The organism is Lutibacter sp. HS1-25, from assembly GCF_004121075.1.
Taxonomy (GTDB): Bacteria; Bacteroidota; Bacteroidia; order Flavobacteriales; family Flavobacteriaceae; genus Lutibacter.
In genome coordinates, this window is the sequence record NZ_RHLN01000006.1 from 21,812 (window position 1) to 37,519 (window position 15,708).

The 15,708-nt window shown below is 33.9% G+C and carries 13 protein-coding genes; all 13 read left to right on the forward strand.

Annotation, left to right across the window (positions count from 1 at the left end):
- The first annotated feature begins 5 nt into the window (after positions 1–5).
- The 13 genes from cobM to EC396_RS03940 all read left to right on the forward strand — a co-directional run bounded on the left by cobM (position 6) and on the right by EC396_RS03940 (position 15,519).
- The gene (cobM, locus tag EC396_RS03880; protein ID WP_129365394.1) at positions 6–1,847 is read left to right on the forward strand and encodes a precorrin-4 C(11)-methyltransferase; all 1,842 of its coding nucleotides are present in this window, start codon (positions 6–8) and stop codon (positions 1,845–1,847) included.
- Positions 1,848–1,963: 116 nt separating this feature from the next.
- Positions 1,964–2,725, forward strand: coding sequence for a precorrin-6A reductase (cobK, locus tag EC396_RS03885; RefSeq protein WP_129365395.1), 762 nt, complete (start codon positions 1,964–1,966; stop codon positions 2,723–2,725).
- Positions 2,725–3,816: a cobalt-precorrin-5B (C(1))-methyltransferase CbiD gene (cbiD, locus tag EC396_RS03890; protein WP_129365396.1), complete on the forward strand. Its 1,092-nt coding sequence runs from the start codon at positions 2,725–2,727 to the stop codon at positions 3,814–3,816. The genes cobK and cbiD overlap by 1 nt, the downstream gene beginning before the upstream one ends.
- Positions 3,813–4,529, forward strand: a complete 717-nt coding sequence (locus EC396_RS03895) for a cytochrome c biogenesis protein CcdA (protein ID WP_129365397.1) — start codon at positions 3,813–3,815, stop codon at positions 4,527–4,529. Before cbiD ends, EC396_RS03895 begins: the two co-directional genes overlap by 4 nt.
- Positions 4,526–6,208: an AAA family ATPase gene (locus EC396_RS03900; protein ID WP_129365398.1), complete on the forward strand. Its 1,683-nt coding sequence runs from the start codon at positions 4,526–4,528 to the stop codon at positions 6,206–6,208. The genes EC396_RS03895 and EC396_RS03900 overlap by 4 nt, the downstream gene beginning before the upstream one ends.
- A complete protein-coding gene (locus tag EC396_RS03905) occupies positions 6,201–7,520 on the forward strand; it encodes a cobyrinate a,c-diamide synthase (protein ID WP_129365399.1) in 1,320 nt (439 codons plus the stop codon). The genes EC396_RS03900 and EC396_RS03905 overlap by 8 nt, the downstream gene beginning before the upstream one ends.
- 12 nt (positions 7,521–7,532) lie before the next feature.
- Positions 7,533–8,120 carry a cob(I)yrinic acid a,c-diamide adenosyltransferase gene (locus tag EC396_RS03910; RefSeq protein WP_129365400.1) on the forward strand — a complete coding sequence of 196 codons (588 nt, stop codon included), beginning with the start codon at positions 7,533–7,535 and terminating at the stop codon, positions 8,118–8,120.
- Between the two features lie 12 nt (positions 8,121–8,132).
- Positions 8,133–9,152 (forward strand): cobalamin biosynthesis protein CobW, encoded by a 1,020-nt coding sequence (cobW, locus tag EC396_RS03915; RefSeq protein ID WP_129365401.1) that lies wholly within the window; start codon positions 8,133–8,135, stop codon positions 9,150–9,152.
- Positions 9,153–9,173: 21 nt separating this feature from the next.
- Positions 9,174–12,920, forward strand: coding sequence for a cobaltochelatase subunit CobN (gene cobN / locus EC396_RS03920; protein ID WP_129365402.1), 3,747 nt, complete (start codon positions 9,174–9,176; stop codon positions 12,918–12,920).
- A gap of 20 nt (positions 12,921–12,940) precedes the next feature.
- Positions 12,941–13,660: an energy-coupling factor ABC transporter permease gene (locus tag EC396_RS03925; RefSeq protein ID WP_129365403.1), complete on the forward strand. Its 720-nt coding sequence runs from the start codon at positions 12,941–12,943 to the stop codon at positions 13,658–13,660.
- A complete protein-coding gene (locus EC396_RS03930) occupies positions 13,657–13,950 on the forward strand; it encodes an energy-coupling factor ABC transporter substrate-binding protein (protein ID WP_129365404.1) in 294 nt (97 codons plus the stop codon). The genes EC396_RS03925 and EC396_RS03930 overlap by 4 nt, the downstream gene beginning before the upstream one ends.
- On the forward strand, positions 13,944–14,699 hold the full coding sequence (locus tag EC396_RS03935; protein WP_129365405.1) for an energy-coupling factor transporter transmembrane protein EcfT: 756 nt from the start codon (positions 13,944–13,946) through the stop codon (positions 14,697–14,699). The genes EC396_RS03930 and EC396_RS03935 overlap by 7 nt, the downstream gene beginning before the upstream one ends.
- Complete coding sequence (locus EC396_RS03940) at positions 14,692–15,519, forward strand: energy-coupling factor ABC transporter ATP-binding protein (protein ID WP_129365406.1); 828 nt, start codon at positions 14,692–14,694, stop codon at positions 15,517–15,519. Before EC396_RS03935 ends, EC396_RS03940 begins: the two co-directional genes overlap by 8 nt.
- Positions 15,520–15,708 lie beyond the last annotated feature (189 nt).

A 15,708-nucleotide genomic window follows, 5' to 3' on the forward strand; every position in this document is an offset into this window, starting at 1 on the left:
ATAACATGAAAAAAATAAGCATTATAGCAATAACGGATAAAGGGATTGAACAAGCCTTAGTTTTACAAAAACAATTTCCAAAATCATTGATCATTACAACCCGAAAATCGGACAACGAAAATGTATCAGTCGTTGGTTCAATTTCAGATTATTTGGCAGACAATTTTTCAAAAATTGATGGCATTTGTTTTATCAGCGCCTTAGGAATTTGTGTGCGCACAATTGCACCATTTTTAAATGATAAGTACAAAGATCCAGCAGTTATTTGTGTGGATGAATTGGGCTTAAATGTGCAGTCGGTAATAAGCGGACATACGGGTGGAGCGAACGATTTTGCACTAAAAGTAGCTCAATTATTAGGTGGAAACCCAATTATTTCAACATCAAGTGATGTACAACAAATTTGGGGGTTGGATACGCTTGGAAAACAATTTAATTGGAAAACGGAAAGCTCTTCAACTTTAAACGAACTAATGGCATTGTTTGTAAACAACAAGCCTACTGCTTTATTGTTAGCTGTAAAAGATGCTGGAACTGAGTTTTTAGAAAAAAGTGTTCCTGATTTTGTAACCGTATTTTACAACGAAAATGAGATTGATTTTTCGCAATTTGAATTGTTGATTGCAGTTACTTACAAAACAATTTCAACTGCAATTCCTGTGTTGTATTATGTACCTAAAGTATTATCTGTTGGTTCTGGTTGTTCAAAAAGCTTGGATGAACGTTTATTTGATGCAACTTTTAAAGCAAAATTTGAAGCAACAGGATTGCTATTTTCAGCCATTGAAAAATTAGGATCTATTGATATAAAAGGACAACAAAGTGCTTATTTAGATTGGAGTAAAAACAACAACATTCCTTTTAAAACTTTTACTTCAAAAGAAATTGATACCGTAAATGTGCCAAATCCAAGTGCTATGGTACAGCAAAAAATTGGTGTTGATGGTGTTTCAGAATCTACTGCTATGTTACTTTCAAATACCAAAACATTATTGGTTGAAAAACAAAAAATTATTCTTGAAAACAACGAGAAATTCACTTTTGCAGTTGCGTTGAATTCAAAAGTAGAACGCAAAGCACAAATAGCCATTATTGGAGCTGGCCCTGGTGATGAAGAATTGATTACGGTTAAAGGAAAACAATACTTAGAAAAAGCCGATTGTGTGTTGTATGCAGGGAGTTTAATTCCTGAAGAAATGACCAATTGGTGTAAAAAAGGTGCTGTGGTTCGTAATTCGGCCACTATGACTTTAGAAGAGCAAGTTGCGTTAATGCAAGAACATTATTTAAAAGGAAACTCCATTGTGCGTTTACAATGTGGTGATCCTTCTATTTATGGAGCTATTCAAGAGCAAATGACCATTTTTGATGAGTTGGGAATGGATTATTTTATTGTTCCGGGCATCTCTTCATTTAGCGCAGCTGCGGCAGCATTGAAATCGGAGTTTACAATTCCTGAAGTGGTACAATCCATTATTTTAACGCGCGGAGAAGGTAAAACACCCTTACCTGCAACTGAAAAATTGGTTGAAATGGCAAAACACAAAGCAACCATGTGTTTGTTTTTAAGTGTTGGAATTGCTGAAAAAGTTCAAAATCAATTATTAGAACATTATGATGCTACAACACCAGTTGCTGTAATGTACAGATTGACTTGGAAAGACGAAGAAATTTACCAAGGAAAATTAGAGAATTTAGCTCAAATAGTAAAGGATAGTAAAAAATCGAGAACTGTTTTAATTATTGTAGGTGAAGCTATTGGAGCACGAAAAAACAGATCGCAATTGTACAGTCCGGAGTGGAAACACATTTTTAGAACGAATAAGAAATTTGTTTTAAGTGAGTAGATAGAGAAGAGAGAAACACTTCGACAAGCTCAGTGTGACAATTTTGGAAGAGAGAAAGAAACGCAATTCAACAAGCTCAGTGTGACAATTTAGATAAATAAAAAAAAACGATTGACATGATATTGGTTTTTGGAGGAACAACAGAAGGTAAACAAGCAATTGAGGTGTTAGAAGCACTTCAATTGTCGTATATCTATTCCACAAAAACAGCCATAAATGTTGAATTAGGTAAAAATGGTTTATATCGTTTTGGCGCTTTTTCTGTTGAAGATTTAACTCAATTTATTTCAGAAAAAAAGATAACAAGCATTGTTCACGCAGCACATCCTTTTGCTGAAGAATTACATAAAACAATTGATGCGGCAGTCAAAAAAAGTCAAATTTCAGTTTATAGATTGCAAAGGGCATATCCTGAGCGATTACAAAATACAATGATTTATTATGTAAATGATTATGATGATGCATTGAATTTATTGAATGAAAAATTTACTGGAAAAACTTTATTGGGATTAACAGGAGTGCAAACAATTGAGAAGTTTGAAAGTTTTTGGAAAAACAATGAGAGCTATTTTAGAATTTTAGACCGAGAATCTTCAAAAGAGATTGCCTTCAAATGTAATTTTCCTGAAAATCAATTGATTTTGGGTTATCCAAATACAACAATTGAAGCTGAAATAGCACTTTTTCAACAAAAAAAAATTGAAGTGGTTATTACCAAAGAAAGTGGAAATAGCGGTGCATTGTCTGTGAAGATTGATGCAGCAAAACAACTGAATATTCCAATTATCATCATCAAAAAACCGTTATTACCAGCTTCTTTTCAATTGGTAAATAACAACTATGAATTGTCTCATCTTCTTAAAAATAAGTCAGAATAATGGGATTGGTAAAAGTACCTAACGGACCTTTAAAAGATGGTTTTACAACCGGAACTTCTGCTACGGCAGCTGTTAAAGCAGCGTTGGTTTCTATTATTCAACAAAAAAAACAAACGAAAGTCAACGTTCATTTACCCATTGATAAAATATTGGAAATACCCATTTACACCAATCAATTTACAAGCAATTGGGCAAAATGCAGTGTTATAAAAGATGCTGGTGACGATCCTGACGTTACAAATGGCGCTGAAGTTGGCTGTGAAATTCAGCTAACAGAAAGCAAAGAAATTATGTTTATTGGTGGTGAAGGTGTTGGTACAGTTACATTGCCAGGTTTACAATTGGCAGTGGGCGAACCTGCGATCAATCCTGTTCCAAGAAAAATGATGACAAGCGCTGTTCAAAAGTTGCTACACGACTTTCAATTAGAATGTGGTTTGGTGATTTCAATTTTTGTAACCAACGGAAAAATATTGGCAAAACGCACCTTAAATGAACGTGTCGGAATTTTAAACGGTTTATCCATTTTAGGCACATCGGGCATTGTAAAACCTTATTCATCTTCATCCTATATTGCAAGTATTGAGCAAGGAATTGATGTTGCTGTGGCAAATGGCATTGATGAAGTGGTTATTAATTCGGGAGCGAGAAGTGAAAAATATTTACGGCAATTGTTCCCAAATTTAAAGGAGCAATCTTTTATTCATTTTGGAAACTGGATTGGAGAAACTTTGCAAAAAATAAGCACTTCAAAAATAAAAAAAGTAACCATAGGCATTATGCTTGGGAAAGCGGTGAAATTGGCTTACGGAAAAACCGATACGCACAGTTGTATTTCGAGTTGGAACAAAGAATTTATTGTGAGTATTGCTAAACAATGTGGCTATGATACTGAAATAAGCGAGCAAATTTTAGACTTGAATATGGCCGGAAGATTAACAGAGATTTTCCCATTCAATAGTGATGAAAAGTTTTATCAAAAGTTATTGGAAGCGTGTTATTTCCAAAGTAAAGAGATTATTAATAACGCAACGCTAGATATGTACTTGATTGGTATGAATGGTGCGTTTATTAAATATAAAAAAATATGAGTATAGTTAGTTTAGTCAGGCCTTTAATGGCGGGCGTTTTACATTCCTTTGAACCTGATCACGTTACGGCAATTTCAGTATTAGCCACTGAAAATGCCATAAAAAAGGAAAAAACATCTTTTAAAATGGTTATAAAAGCATCGCAATGGGCTTTGGGTCATTCGTTGACTTTATTGCTTTTTGGTGTTGTAGCATTGCTATTTAAATCGTCTTTAAGTCTTTTTGTTCACGGAATTTCTTATTGGGCAGAAGTTTCTGTGGGACCTATTATGATTTGGTTAGGCGTTACTGCAATCAAACGAAATCATAAAATAAAAGAGATGATTCAAAAACATAAAGAAATTGAAGAACACGATCATTTAGATTCAAATTTAATTCATTTACACGGTAAAGGTGGCGAAGAAATAGCCATGAACCCAATGAACAAATCGTTTTGGGTGGGAATGTTGCACGGTTTGGCAGGTACTGGTGGCGCTTTAACCTCAGCATTGGTAATTAGTGCCGCAACTATTGGCGATGCTCTCATTGTTTTATTGGTTGAATGTGTGGGAATTATTATTGCAATGGGTATTTATAGTTATTCACTTATTTCTGTTATGAGTCGTTTTATTGAAAAAAACTTGTCCATTTTTAAATGGATGAATGGTATCGCTGGTTTGGCTTCAATTTTTATTGGTACCTACTGGATTTATAATACAATTTCAGCATTATGAAAACATTAAAAAATACGTTTCCGTTTACAGCAATTGTTGGACAAGACGATTTTAAATTGGCGTTGATACTAAATGTTATTGATCCATTATTAGGTGGCGTTTTGGCGATTGGAGATAAAGGAACTGGTAAAACGACTTTAATTCGTTCTTTGGCTCAATTAATTGATGCTGAAGATGCGTTTCCTTTTGTCAATTTGCCTATAGGCGTTTCTGAAGATCGAGTTTTGGGACATCTCAATCTGGAAAAATTGATCAATGAAAAGAAAGAGCATTTGCAATTAGGCTTACTAGCAAAAGCGCATAAAGGCTGTTTGTATATTGATGAAATTAATTTGTTGAATGATTATTTAATGGATGTTTTATTAGATGCATCTGCCACAGGATCGTATCATTTAGAAAGGGAAGGCATTTCAAAAAAAATTGAAAGTCGCTTTTGTTTAATTGGCTCTATGAATCCAGAAGAAGGCGATTTACGTCCGCAGTTAAAGGATAGATTTGGACTAAGTGTTGTTGTTAAAACATCGGTTTCTTTAGAAGAAAGAGCTCAAATTATTTCGAACAGATTGCAGTTTGATGATGACCCAAAAGCATTTGTAACAATTTATGCTGAAGAGCAAGAAAAAATATACCATCAAATAAAAAATGCTCAAAAACAGCTAAAATTCATTAAAATTGATGAAAATTTATATAAAATAGCCGCAAATTTGGCTTTGGAAAACAAAGTTGAAGGACATAGAGCCGATATTTTATTGTTGAAAACAGCAAGGGCGTATGCTGCTTATTTAAACGACGCCAAAGTTGAAGCATTTCACATGCAAAAAATAGCTCATTTTGTGTTGAATCATCGTTCAAATAATGGCGATTTTTCTAAAGAACAAAACAATTCTCAGGAAGAACAAAAACAACAACAGCAAGAACAAAAAGAAGAAAATTCTTCAAATAGTTCGCAACAAGAACATACGTTTCAATCCATCATTCCTGCCAACGAAAAAAAACATTCAAACGGTGTAAATGGTGCTTCAAAAAATGGCGCAAATCACAACAATTATCAGCAGCAAAATCAGTTAAGTGAAAGTCAAACTGCGTTTAAAAATATTGACAATAAAAAAACGGTTTCTCAATATTTGGCCACTGATAAATTTGAAATTCAGCATAAATTTCAACAAAGTAAAACACAATTGCATTTGATATTTTTATTGGATTCGAGCGGGTCTATGTTGAAAGAAAAAGTAGTTGCGTATGCCAAAGGTTTGATAGAAAAATTCGCAAAATCAGAGAGCGGTTTAAAACCTGTGTACTCGTTAATTTCATTGTACAACGGCAATGCCGATTTGGTGCAAGAAGCTTCCAAAGATATTGATGATTTATTAGAAAAATTGAAGGCCATTAAAACGGGTGGAAAAACAAATATCGTCCCTGCTTTTAAGAAAGTTAAAACGTTGACAAACAATTCAAAAGATATCAATTACGAATTAATTATTATTACAGATGGTAAATTTAATACGGATGCTGAAAATGCTTTTGATGAAGCCGTAATTGCGTGTCAAACCTACTGTAAATCTGTACATCAATTAACCGTTGTAGATGCCGAAAAAGGCTTGGTAAAATTGAATTTAGCACAAAAATTTGCAACAAAAATTAGAGCGAATTATGAACCTTTAATTATTGAAAATGACTAAGAAAATTCCTCAGTTTATCATTGCAGCACCCACAAGCAATTCGGGTAAAACTACGGTTACTTTGGGCTTACTTCGGGCTTTAGAAAATCGAGGTATTGCTACCCAACCTTTTAAAGTTGGACCCGATTATATAGATCCTAAATTTCATAAAATTGCCTGCGGAAAAAACGGTTTGAATCTGGATTTATACATGACAACTACCGAAGATATTTTAACAACGTATGCCAAATACGCTAAAAATAAAGGCGCTGTTTGTGTTGAAGGTGTGATGGGCTTGTTTGATGGTGCTCGAAAATCGGAAGGCAGTACTGCCGAGCTTGCAAAATTGTTGGATTTACCCATTATTTTGGTGGTTGACGCCAAATCTGTTGCCTATTCCGTAGCGCCGTTATTGTACGGTTTTAAAAACTTTGATAAAGCGCTGAATATTGCAGGCGTAATTTTTAACAAAGTAAATACCAAAAGTCATTATCAGTTTTTATTGGAAGCCTGTGAAGATGTTGGAATTCCTGCTTTGGGTTACGTTCCGTTTATTCCAGATTGTGAAATTCCTTCCAGACATTTAGGCTTATCTATTCACGAAATGCAGGGATACGATTCAGTGATTGAAAAAGTAGCAAATGCAATGGAAGAAACCGTTGCTATAGATGCTTTATTAGAATGTTGCTTGTTAGACCAAAAAAAACACGAAGCATTTATTTCAACAATACTTTCAAAAAAAATAAACATTGCGGTTGCTGAAGATGAAGGATTTAATTTTAGTTATGTTCAAAATATTGAATGTTTAAAACAACTAGGGAAAATCACCTTTTTTAGTCCGCTAAACGACAAGGAGTTACCTAAAGTAGATTTGGTGTATTTGCCTGGCGGTTACCCCGAATTTTACACCAAACAACTTTCTGAAAACAAATCGATGCTGCAAAGTATCAAGAATTTTGCTGAAGCAGGCGGTAAAATTATTGCGGAATGTGGTGGAATGATGTACTTGGGAAAATCGATTATAGACAAAGATGGCAATGAATTTGAAATGGCAAGTGTTTTTGATTTTTCGACTTCAATGCAAGCAATGAAATTGAATTTGGGCTATAGAACCATTCAGTTTAAAAATTTCGAATTGAAAGGTCACGAATTTCATTATTCAACAATAATTCAACATAAAAAATCAACAAGTATTGCAACGGTATTGAATGCTCGTGAAAGCGAAGTCGATACCATGGTATTTCAATATAAAAATGTGATTGCATCCTACATTCATTATTATTTAGGACAAGAACTATTACTAAAAAAACTACTAAAATTAATAACTAACTAAAAATCAGAAGAAATGAAAGTGTACACACGTAAAGGAGATAAGGGTCAAACTGGCGTTTTTGGCGGAAGCAGACAATACAAAGATTCTCCAAGAGTAGAATGTATTGGAACTATTGACGAAGTGAATTCGACCATAGGTTTGCTAAGAGCAAAACTGGGCGAAACACACGAATGGCAACCAAATTTACATAAAATTCAAAAAGACATTATGAATATGATGTCGCATTTAGCACGACCATCAGATGCCAGAAAAGTAAATGAAAATCCGAGACCAGAAGATGGTGCTGAATTTTGTGAAAAATGGATTGATGAATTGGAGGAAGCAATGAGTGCACCTTCCGATTATTTTTTATTGCCTGGAGGAAATGAAATTTCGGCTTTATGTCACGTTTGTCGTACACAAATTAGACGAGGAGAACGTGCAATGGTCACATTAATGCGCGAAGATCCAGAAAGTGTACACGATTATATTGCAGCTTACATCAACCGATTGTCGGATTTGTTTTTTACAATGGCAAGAGCTGAAATGGACAAACAAGGTGTTGCTGAAGAAAAATGGAATTTATTTCTATATAAAAGAAAAAAGAAAACTACTAAATAAAAATAACTACAAATGAAAAAAATACCAATTACAATAATAACAGGTTTTTTAGGTGTTGGAAAAACAACCTTAGTACACAATATGATTAAAAATGCCAACGGTAAAAAAATTGCCGTTTTGGTAAACGAATTTGGTGAAATTGGCATTGATGGAGAATTGATTAAAGCAGGTTGTGGCGATGATGAATGTAACTTAATTGAATTGGCAAATGGGTGTATTTGCTGTACGGTGCAAGAAGAATTTTTACCTGCAATGCTCAATTTAATTGAACGTAAAAACGAAATAGATCATATAGTTATTGAAACATCTGGCTTGGCAATGCCAAAACCATTGGTGCGGGCTGTAAATTGGCCAGATTTAAAACCACACATCACCATTGATGCTGTAATTACTGTTGTTGATGCTGTTGGTATGATTACAGGTGAATTGTGCGACAGAGAACGTGTGCAACAACAACGTTTGGCCGATGATTCTTTAGATCACGAAACGCCTATTGAAGAATTATTTTTAGATCAATTATCGTGTGCAGATTTGGTGTTGGTTAGCAAAACCGACTTATTAGATACCGAAAAATTGGCTGAGGTTAAAGACTTCATTGTAAAAAAATCCAGAGCAAATATCAAAATTATTCCTGTTGAAAATGGAATTATAGACAATGAATTGTTGTTGGGAATTGAAGCGGGTAGCGAGGATGATTTAGACAATCGCCATTCCATTCACGAACACCATCACGAGCATCATCACGCTCACGACCACGATAATGACATCAATACCATTGTGGTTGAAACTACTGAAACTGCTGATATAAAAGAATTGGTTAAAGCATTGAAAACACGCGTTCAGCAAGAAGAAATTTACAGAATAAAAGGTTTTGTAAATATTCCAAACAAACCTATGCGAATGGTTTTACAAGGTGTTGGTGAACGTTTTGATTACTATTTTGACAGGGCTTGGAAAGAAGGAGAAACAAGAAAAACAAGTTTGGTTGTTATTGGTCGCAATTTAAAATCGATAACAGAAACTGTTTTATAAAATGAATACAACCAATAGATTTTGCATTTAATATCTACCATACCTGGCGGCTGGAATCCTAACGATGAAGGTGTTTTTTACATTCAACAAAAACCTGGAGATGTGTTGTTTTTGTCGGCTGCAGATACCGATTTGTACATTTTAAATAAAGTGTATAAAAAGTTATATGCTGAAAACAATGCAATTCCAAGTTTACGATTGGCAAACCTCACCTATTTTAAACAGGAATTAACCATTGATACGTATATTGAAGAAGTGGTTTCAAAGGCCAAAGTGGTTGTTTTAAAATTATTGGGTGGCACTTCCTATTTTTCATATTTGTGTGAAGCAATTGCTGATTATGCTGAAGAAAATAACATTCAGTTGATTTTTATGCCAGGCGATGACAAGCCAGATTTAGAGTTGATGCAATTGTCTACAATTTCATTACCTAAAGTCGATCGTATTTGGAAGTATTTATTAGCGGGTGGTATGGAAAATACCGAAGAAGGTTTGAAGCAAATTTTAAATTCAACCTTGGCTGTTGAATTTCAAATTAAAGAAAAAATAAATACGCCCGATTTGTTTTTATTTCATCCAAATGAAGGTGTTTTAACAACAAGTTTTAAACCAACCAAGCAACCGTTGGTCATTATTTTTGGGTATAGAAGCTATTATTTAGCAGATAATTTAGATCCAATTCTAAAATTAACGGAAAAGTTAGCGGAAAATGGTGTGTTAGCCATTACAGTAATGGCATTGTCGTATCGAGATAATAATATAAAAGATAGTATTCTTGAATTATTAAAAGAACATAATTTAAGCAAGCCAAAAGTCATTATCAATACTACAGGTTTTTCAATTCAGTCGTTTAATGAAACTACTGAAAATGGCTTGTTTGACACGTTTAATGTTCCTGTAATTCAGGCAATAATGGCGAGTTGTAATAAGCAAACGTGGGCAGATGGCAGTTTTGGATTACCACCAACAGATGTTGCAATGAATATTGCGCTCCCTGAAGTTGATGGTAAAATTATTTCAACAGTAATTTCATTTAAAGAAGCCTTAGATAAAGATGTTTTAACCCATTCTGAAGTGGTAAAATATGTTGCTTTTGATAAAGGTTGCAATACCGTTGCCAAACAGGCAAAAGCTTGGATTGCATTGAATGGTAAAAAAAATAATGAGAAAAAGATAGCCATTGTTGTTCCTAATTACCCAAACAAAAACAGCCGTTTGGCAAATGGAGTGGGATTGGATACCCCACAAAGTACGGTAGATTTAATACACGAATTAAATAAAGTTGGCTACGATTTGGGAACTGAAATTCCGAATACGGTTGATGAATTAATCACCAAATTAACCGATCATATTACCAACGATCCAGATTCGTTGCATTCAGCAACAATAAATTTAACCATTGCTAAAAGTGATTTTTTTGCCTATTACAATGCAATGTCTATTCAACTTCGTGAAAAGGTTGAAAAGCAATGGGGAAACCCAACAGATTCGCCAAATTACAGCAATGGCAGTTTTATTATTCCAGGCGTTTGTTTGGGCAATATTTTTGTAAGCATTCAGCCAAGTCGAGGATACGATATTGATTTACAAGCAACTTACCACTCACCAGATTTACCGCCAACCTTTGCGTATTTGGCATATTATGTTTGGTTGCAACAATATTTTAAAGCCGATGCCATTATTCATATGGGGAAACACGGAAATTTAGAATGGTTGCCCGGAAAAAGCGTTGCTTTAAGTGAAGAAAGTTGTTTTCCGAGTGCTATTTTGGGTGAAATTCCACATTTTTATCCGTTTATTATTAATGATCCTGGTGAAGGAACTCAGGCAAAAAGAAGAACACATGCCATTATTTTAGATCATTTGATTCCGCCAATGACACGTGCTGAAAATTACGGGGATTTGTTAAAATTAGAATTGCTGATAGACGAGTTTTATGAAGCTGCATTATTAGATCCTAAAAGAGCCAGTTTGATAAAAAGTAAGATTGAAACATTGGTAAATACGACTCATTTGAAATCGGATTTAAACAATGATGGTAAAGATATTGATGCCCTTTTAGCAGTAATTGATGGCTATTTATGTGAATTAAAAGAAGCGCAAATTAGAGGCGGACTGCATATTTTTGGAAAGCATCCAACGGGTGAAAAATTAGCAGATTTATTAGTCGCCTTACATCGTTTGCCTTCAAACAATACCTTAGGAATTACACAAGCCATTGCAAAAGATTTAAACTTAGATTTTGATCCGCTAAATGTTGATTTTGAATTGAATTACAACCATACAATTGGTTCAATTGAATGTAGAACGTACGGACAAGCTGTTGAAATTTTAGAATTAAAAGCCAAAAATTATATTGATGATTTATTGAACAACGACCTAAATAAATCAGTTTTAGGAACAGCAACATTGGCAGTAATTAATGAAATTGAATCTTCAACTTTAGAAAAAATTACCAGAACAAAAGAGGAAATTACAAACCTTTTAAATGGATTGAATGGCGGTTATGTTCCACCAGGTGGTTCGGGTGCTCCAACACGAGGCAGGTTAGATATTTTACCAACAGGAAAAAACTTTTATTCGGTAGATACACGTACAATTCCAACACAATCAGCCTATGAATTAGGTGTAAAAAGTGCCAAAAACATCATTGAACGTTATGTACAAGAACAAGGAGAATATCCTACTTCCATAGGAATTTCTGTCTGGGGAACTTCAACAATGCGAACTGGTGGAGATGATATTGCACAGGCTTTTGCTTTGTTGGGTGTTCGACCAATTTGGTCTGGAATCAATAGGCGTGTAAGCGATTTTGAGATCATTTCATTATTGGAATTAAAACGTCCGAGAGTAGATGTTTTGTTGCGTATTTCGGGCTTTTTTAGAGATGCTTTTCCTGATGTAATTTCATTGTTTAATGCGGCTATTGAAAAAATTGCTTTGTTAGATGAATCTGAAGAAATGAACCCCATAAAAAAACGTTTTGACGCTGAAAAAAAGGAATGGCTTGAAAAAGGATTGCCTGAACAACAAGCTGAAGAACGCTCACTTTACCGTGTTTTTGGATCGAAACCTGGCGCTTACGGAGCCGGTTTGCAAGGTTTAATCGACGGTAAAAATTGGGAAACCCAAGATGATTTGGCTCAGGTGTATATCAATTGGAGTGGTTATGCCTATTATGGTACTAAAAATGAAGGGAAATCGGCGCACGAATCTTTTGAAAAACGGTTGGAAAATGTAGAAGTTGTGATTCAAAATCAAGACAATAGAGAACACGATTTGTTAGATTCGGACGATTATTACCAGTTTCAGGGTGGAATGACTTCCGCAGTAAAAAAAATAAAAGGAACGCAACCAACCACTTATTTTGGCGACCATTCAAGACCCGATAATCCACGAATTAAATCGTTAAAAGAAGAATTGCATAAAGTCTATCGCTCGCGAGTTGTAAATCCGAAATGGATGAACGGAATGCGAGATCACGGCTACAAAGGAGCTTTTGAAATGGCAGCAACTATGGATTATTTATTTGCCTACGATGCAACTACAAATTTAATTGAAGATTTTATGTATCAGGGTATTACAGAAGCTTATTTGTTTGATAAAGAAAACAAAGCCTTTATTGAAAAGAATAATAAATGGGCTTTAAAAGATATGTCGGAAAGAATGTTAGAAGCCATTCAACGTGGCATGTGGCAAAATCCTTCAGAAGAAACGGTTGAAAAACTAAAAAGCTTGTTTTTAGAAGCTGAAAATGAGTTAGAATAAATTAAAAAATATCATGAATTATGAAAAAGTATTTAAGTGTTTTATACCTGTTTCTATTGCCTTTAAAAGGCTTTAGCATGCACATTGCTGAAGGTTTTTTACCCAAAGAATGGGCATTGCTTTGGGTACTTGTTTTTGTACCTTTTTTAATAGTTGGCTTTAGAAAATTAAAAAAACAATTAGCAGAAACACCAAAAGCAAAAATGTTGTTTGCCGTAGTTGCCGCTTTTGTATTTGTGTTATCGTCTTTTAAAATACCATCGGTTGCAGGCAGCAGTTCGCATTTAACAGGCATTGCTTTGGGAGCTATTTTATTTGGAGCCTCAACAATGTCTGTTGCAGGTTTAATTGTATTGTTATTTCAGGCGTTATTATTGGCTCACGGCGGAATTACAACCTTGGGCGCCAATGCATTTTCTATGACCGTTGTTGGTGCGTTTAGTGCTGTTTGGGTGTATAAGTTGGCTTCAAAATTAAGGTTGTCACAGTGGTTAAGTGTTTTTTTAGCGGCATTTGTATCAGATATTTTAATTTATATTGCCACGTCGTTACAATTGGCATTGGCTTTTCAATCTGAAACAAATAGTTTGTTAGAAAACACTACAAAATTTATGAGTGTTTTTGCAATAACACAAGTTCCGTTGGCAATTATTGAAGGTGTTTTTACAGCCTTTGTTTTTAAACTGATTTTAAATTATAGCAAAACCGAATTAGGAACTATAAATCCTTCAATTTTATGAAAAATAGCAGCATCATAAATATTACAATTGTTAGTATTGCACTGATACTTATAGCGATGCAGTTTTTTTTAGCTGAAATCGTCTCAAAATTTGAAGGCACCGACGATCAAGCAGTTGGAATAATTAACGAGTTAGCACCCAACTACAAACCTTGGGCAGCAAGTATTTGGGAACCTTCGGGAGATTGGGGAGAAACCTTGTTATTTACTTTTCAAACATTTTTAGGTTTAAGTATTCTTGTATTTTATTTCATCAAAAAAAACACAAAGAAAAAGACTGATAAATGTTAATTGAAGATGTATACAATTACAATCATAAATTGGCAAAAACACCCGTAGTTCTTAAAAGTCTATATGTTTTGCCAGCATTTATATTGTCCATTATTTCAACCAATTTATTTTTTCATATCGGTATTTTTAGTTTGTTTTTAATTGCCACAATTTATGTAACCCAACAACCCATTTTGGGGCTATTAAAACTATTTTTAATACCAAGTGCTTTTATTGGCATCGGCTGTTTAACACTACTTTTGTCGGTTAATTTTGAAGGTAACTGGAGTACTTTTATTTATTTAAATAAAGCAACTTTGCCTGTTGCTTTGGCTATTTTTTTTAGAAGTTATGCAATTATCAGCATTGTTTATTTTTGGTTGTTAACCAATACCATTTCTGAAATTGCGACACTGATGTATGCGTGTAAAATACCCAGTTTATTTGTAGAGTTGTTTGTACTTATTTACAAGTTTATTTACATGCTAATGTACACTACAAAATCTATGTTAATTGCTCAAAAATGTAGAATGGGATATACCGCTGTTTCAAAAAAATCAATAAACAACTTTGCTTATTTATTTGCTGCAGTTTTTAAACAAGCTATGCAGCAAACTTCACAAATAGAAATCGCTATGGATGCGCGCTTAGGGAACAATGAATATCTGTTTGTAAAACCAAAAGTGAATTTCAACATCAAAAAAACAACAATTCCTTTAGCGGTAAATATTGCAATAATTGCTGCTTTTATAATTCTATATTATGATTGAAAATATAATTGAACTAAACAATGTTAGTTATACCTATCCAAATGGCGAAAAAGCCATCAATAAAATTAATTTAGCCATACCTAAAGGAAAAAAAATTGCATTGTTAGGTGGCAATGGCGCAGGTAAATCTACTTTAATGCTGTTATTAAACGGTATTTTAAAACCAACCAAAGGAAGTTTAACATACCAAAATTTAAGTTATAACTACAATAAAAAAGGTTTGCGAGAATTAAGATCAAATATAGGTTTGTTGTTTCCTGAACCCGATTACCAATTAATTGCCCCAAGTGTATATGAAGAAATAACGTTTGGTTTGCTAAATAAATTTAAAGATGTTGAAATTGTAAGAGCAAAAGCCGCAAAAGTTATTGTTGATTTTTCGTTAGAAGCCATTATAAATAAACCGCCGCATCAACTTAGTACGGGACAAAAAAAACGAGTTTGTTTGGCTGCTGTATTGGCTATGGAACCCGAATTGGTTGTTTGCGACGAGCCAACTTCAAACTTAGATCCAATGTACTCTAAGCTGATTTTCAATTATTTAGACTTGTTAAATGAAAAAGGTAAAACAATTTTAATTTCAACACACGATACTGATAAAGCGTACACTTGGGCAGATTGTATTGTGATAATGCACCAAGGAGAACTATTGATAAAAGGCACACCCGATACTGTTTTTGAAGATCAAAATTTACTGAACAAAGCAAACCTGGAACAGCCTTTTTTAATTGATTTTTTAAGCAACTTTGGAGCTGATTTTAACATAACTTCAAAAACCATTTCAGCCTTAAAAAAACAGTACCCAAAAATGTTTAGATAGCGCAATGAATTACACCTATTTCAATAGGCATTTTCACCTTATTTCCTTTAGAAAAAAGCACCTTATTTTTAGCTGAAATCATCCACCAAACGAAGCTTCAAAAACCTGCTATTTGCATTCATAAATTTTTGCAATTTATAGCAATGATATTTTGAAGAAAATCCGTAATTTCGCAAACTAATTTATTTA

Coding starts and splice junctions, on each gene's coding strand:
- cobM (WP_129365394.1), top strand. CDS start 6: ATGAAAAAAATAAGCATTATAGCAATAACGGATAAAGGGATTGAACAA.
- cobK (WP_129365395.1), top strand. CDS start 1,964: ATGATATTGGTTTTTGGAGGAACAACAGAAGGTAAACAAGCAATTGAG.
- cbiD (WP_129365396.1), top strand. CDS start 2,725: ATGGGATTGGTAAAAGTACCTAACGGACCTTTAAAAGATGGTTTTACA.
- EC396_RS03895 (WP_129365397.1), top strand. CDS start 3,813: ATGAGTATAGTTAGTTTAGTCAGGCCTTTAATGGCGGGCGTTTTACAT.
- EC396_RS03900 (WP_129365398.1), top strand. CDS start 4,526: ATGAAAACATTAAAAAATACGTTTCCGTTTACAGCAATTGTTGGACAA.
- EC396_RS03905 (WP_129365399.1), top strand. CDS start 6,201: ATGACTAAGAAAATTCCTCAGTTTATCATTGCAGCACCCACAAGCAAT.
- EC396_RS03910 (WP_129365400.1), top strand. CDS start 7,533: ATGAAAGTGTACACACGTAAAGGAGATAAGGGTCAAACTGGCGTTTTT.
- cobW (WP_129365401.1), top strand. CDS start 8,133: ATGAAAAAAATACCAATTACAATAATAACAGGTTTTTTAGGTGTTGGA.
- EC396_RS03925 (WP_129365403.1), top strand. CDS start 12,941: ATGAAAAAGTATTTAAGTGTTTTATACCTGTTTCTATTGCCTTTAAAA.
- EC396_RS03930 (WP_129365404.1), top strand. CDS start 13,657: ATGAAAAATAGCAGCATCATAAATATTACAATTGTTAGTATTGCACTG.
- EC396_RS03935 (WP_129365405.1), top strand. CDS start 13,944: ATGTTAATTGAAGATGTATACAATTACAATCATAAATTGGCAAAAACA.
- EC396_RS03940 (WP_129365406.1), top strand. CDS start 14,692: ATGATTGAAAATATAATTGAACTAAACAATGTTAGTTATACCTATCCA.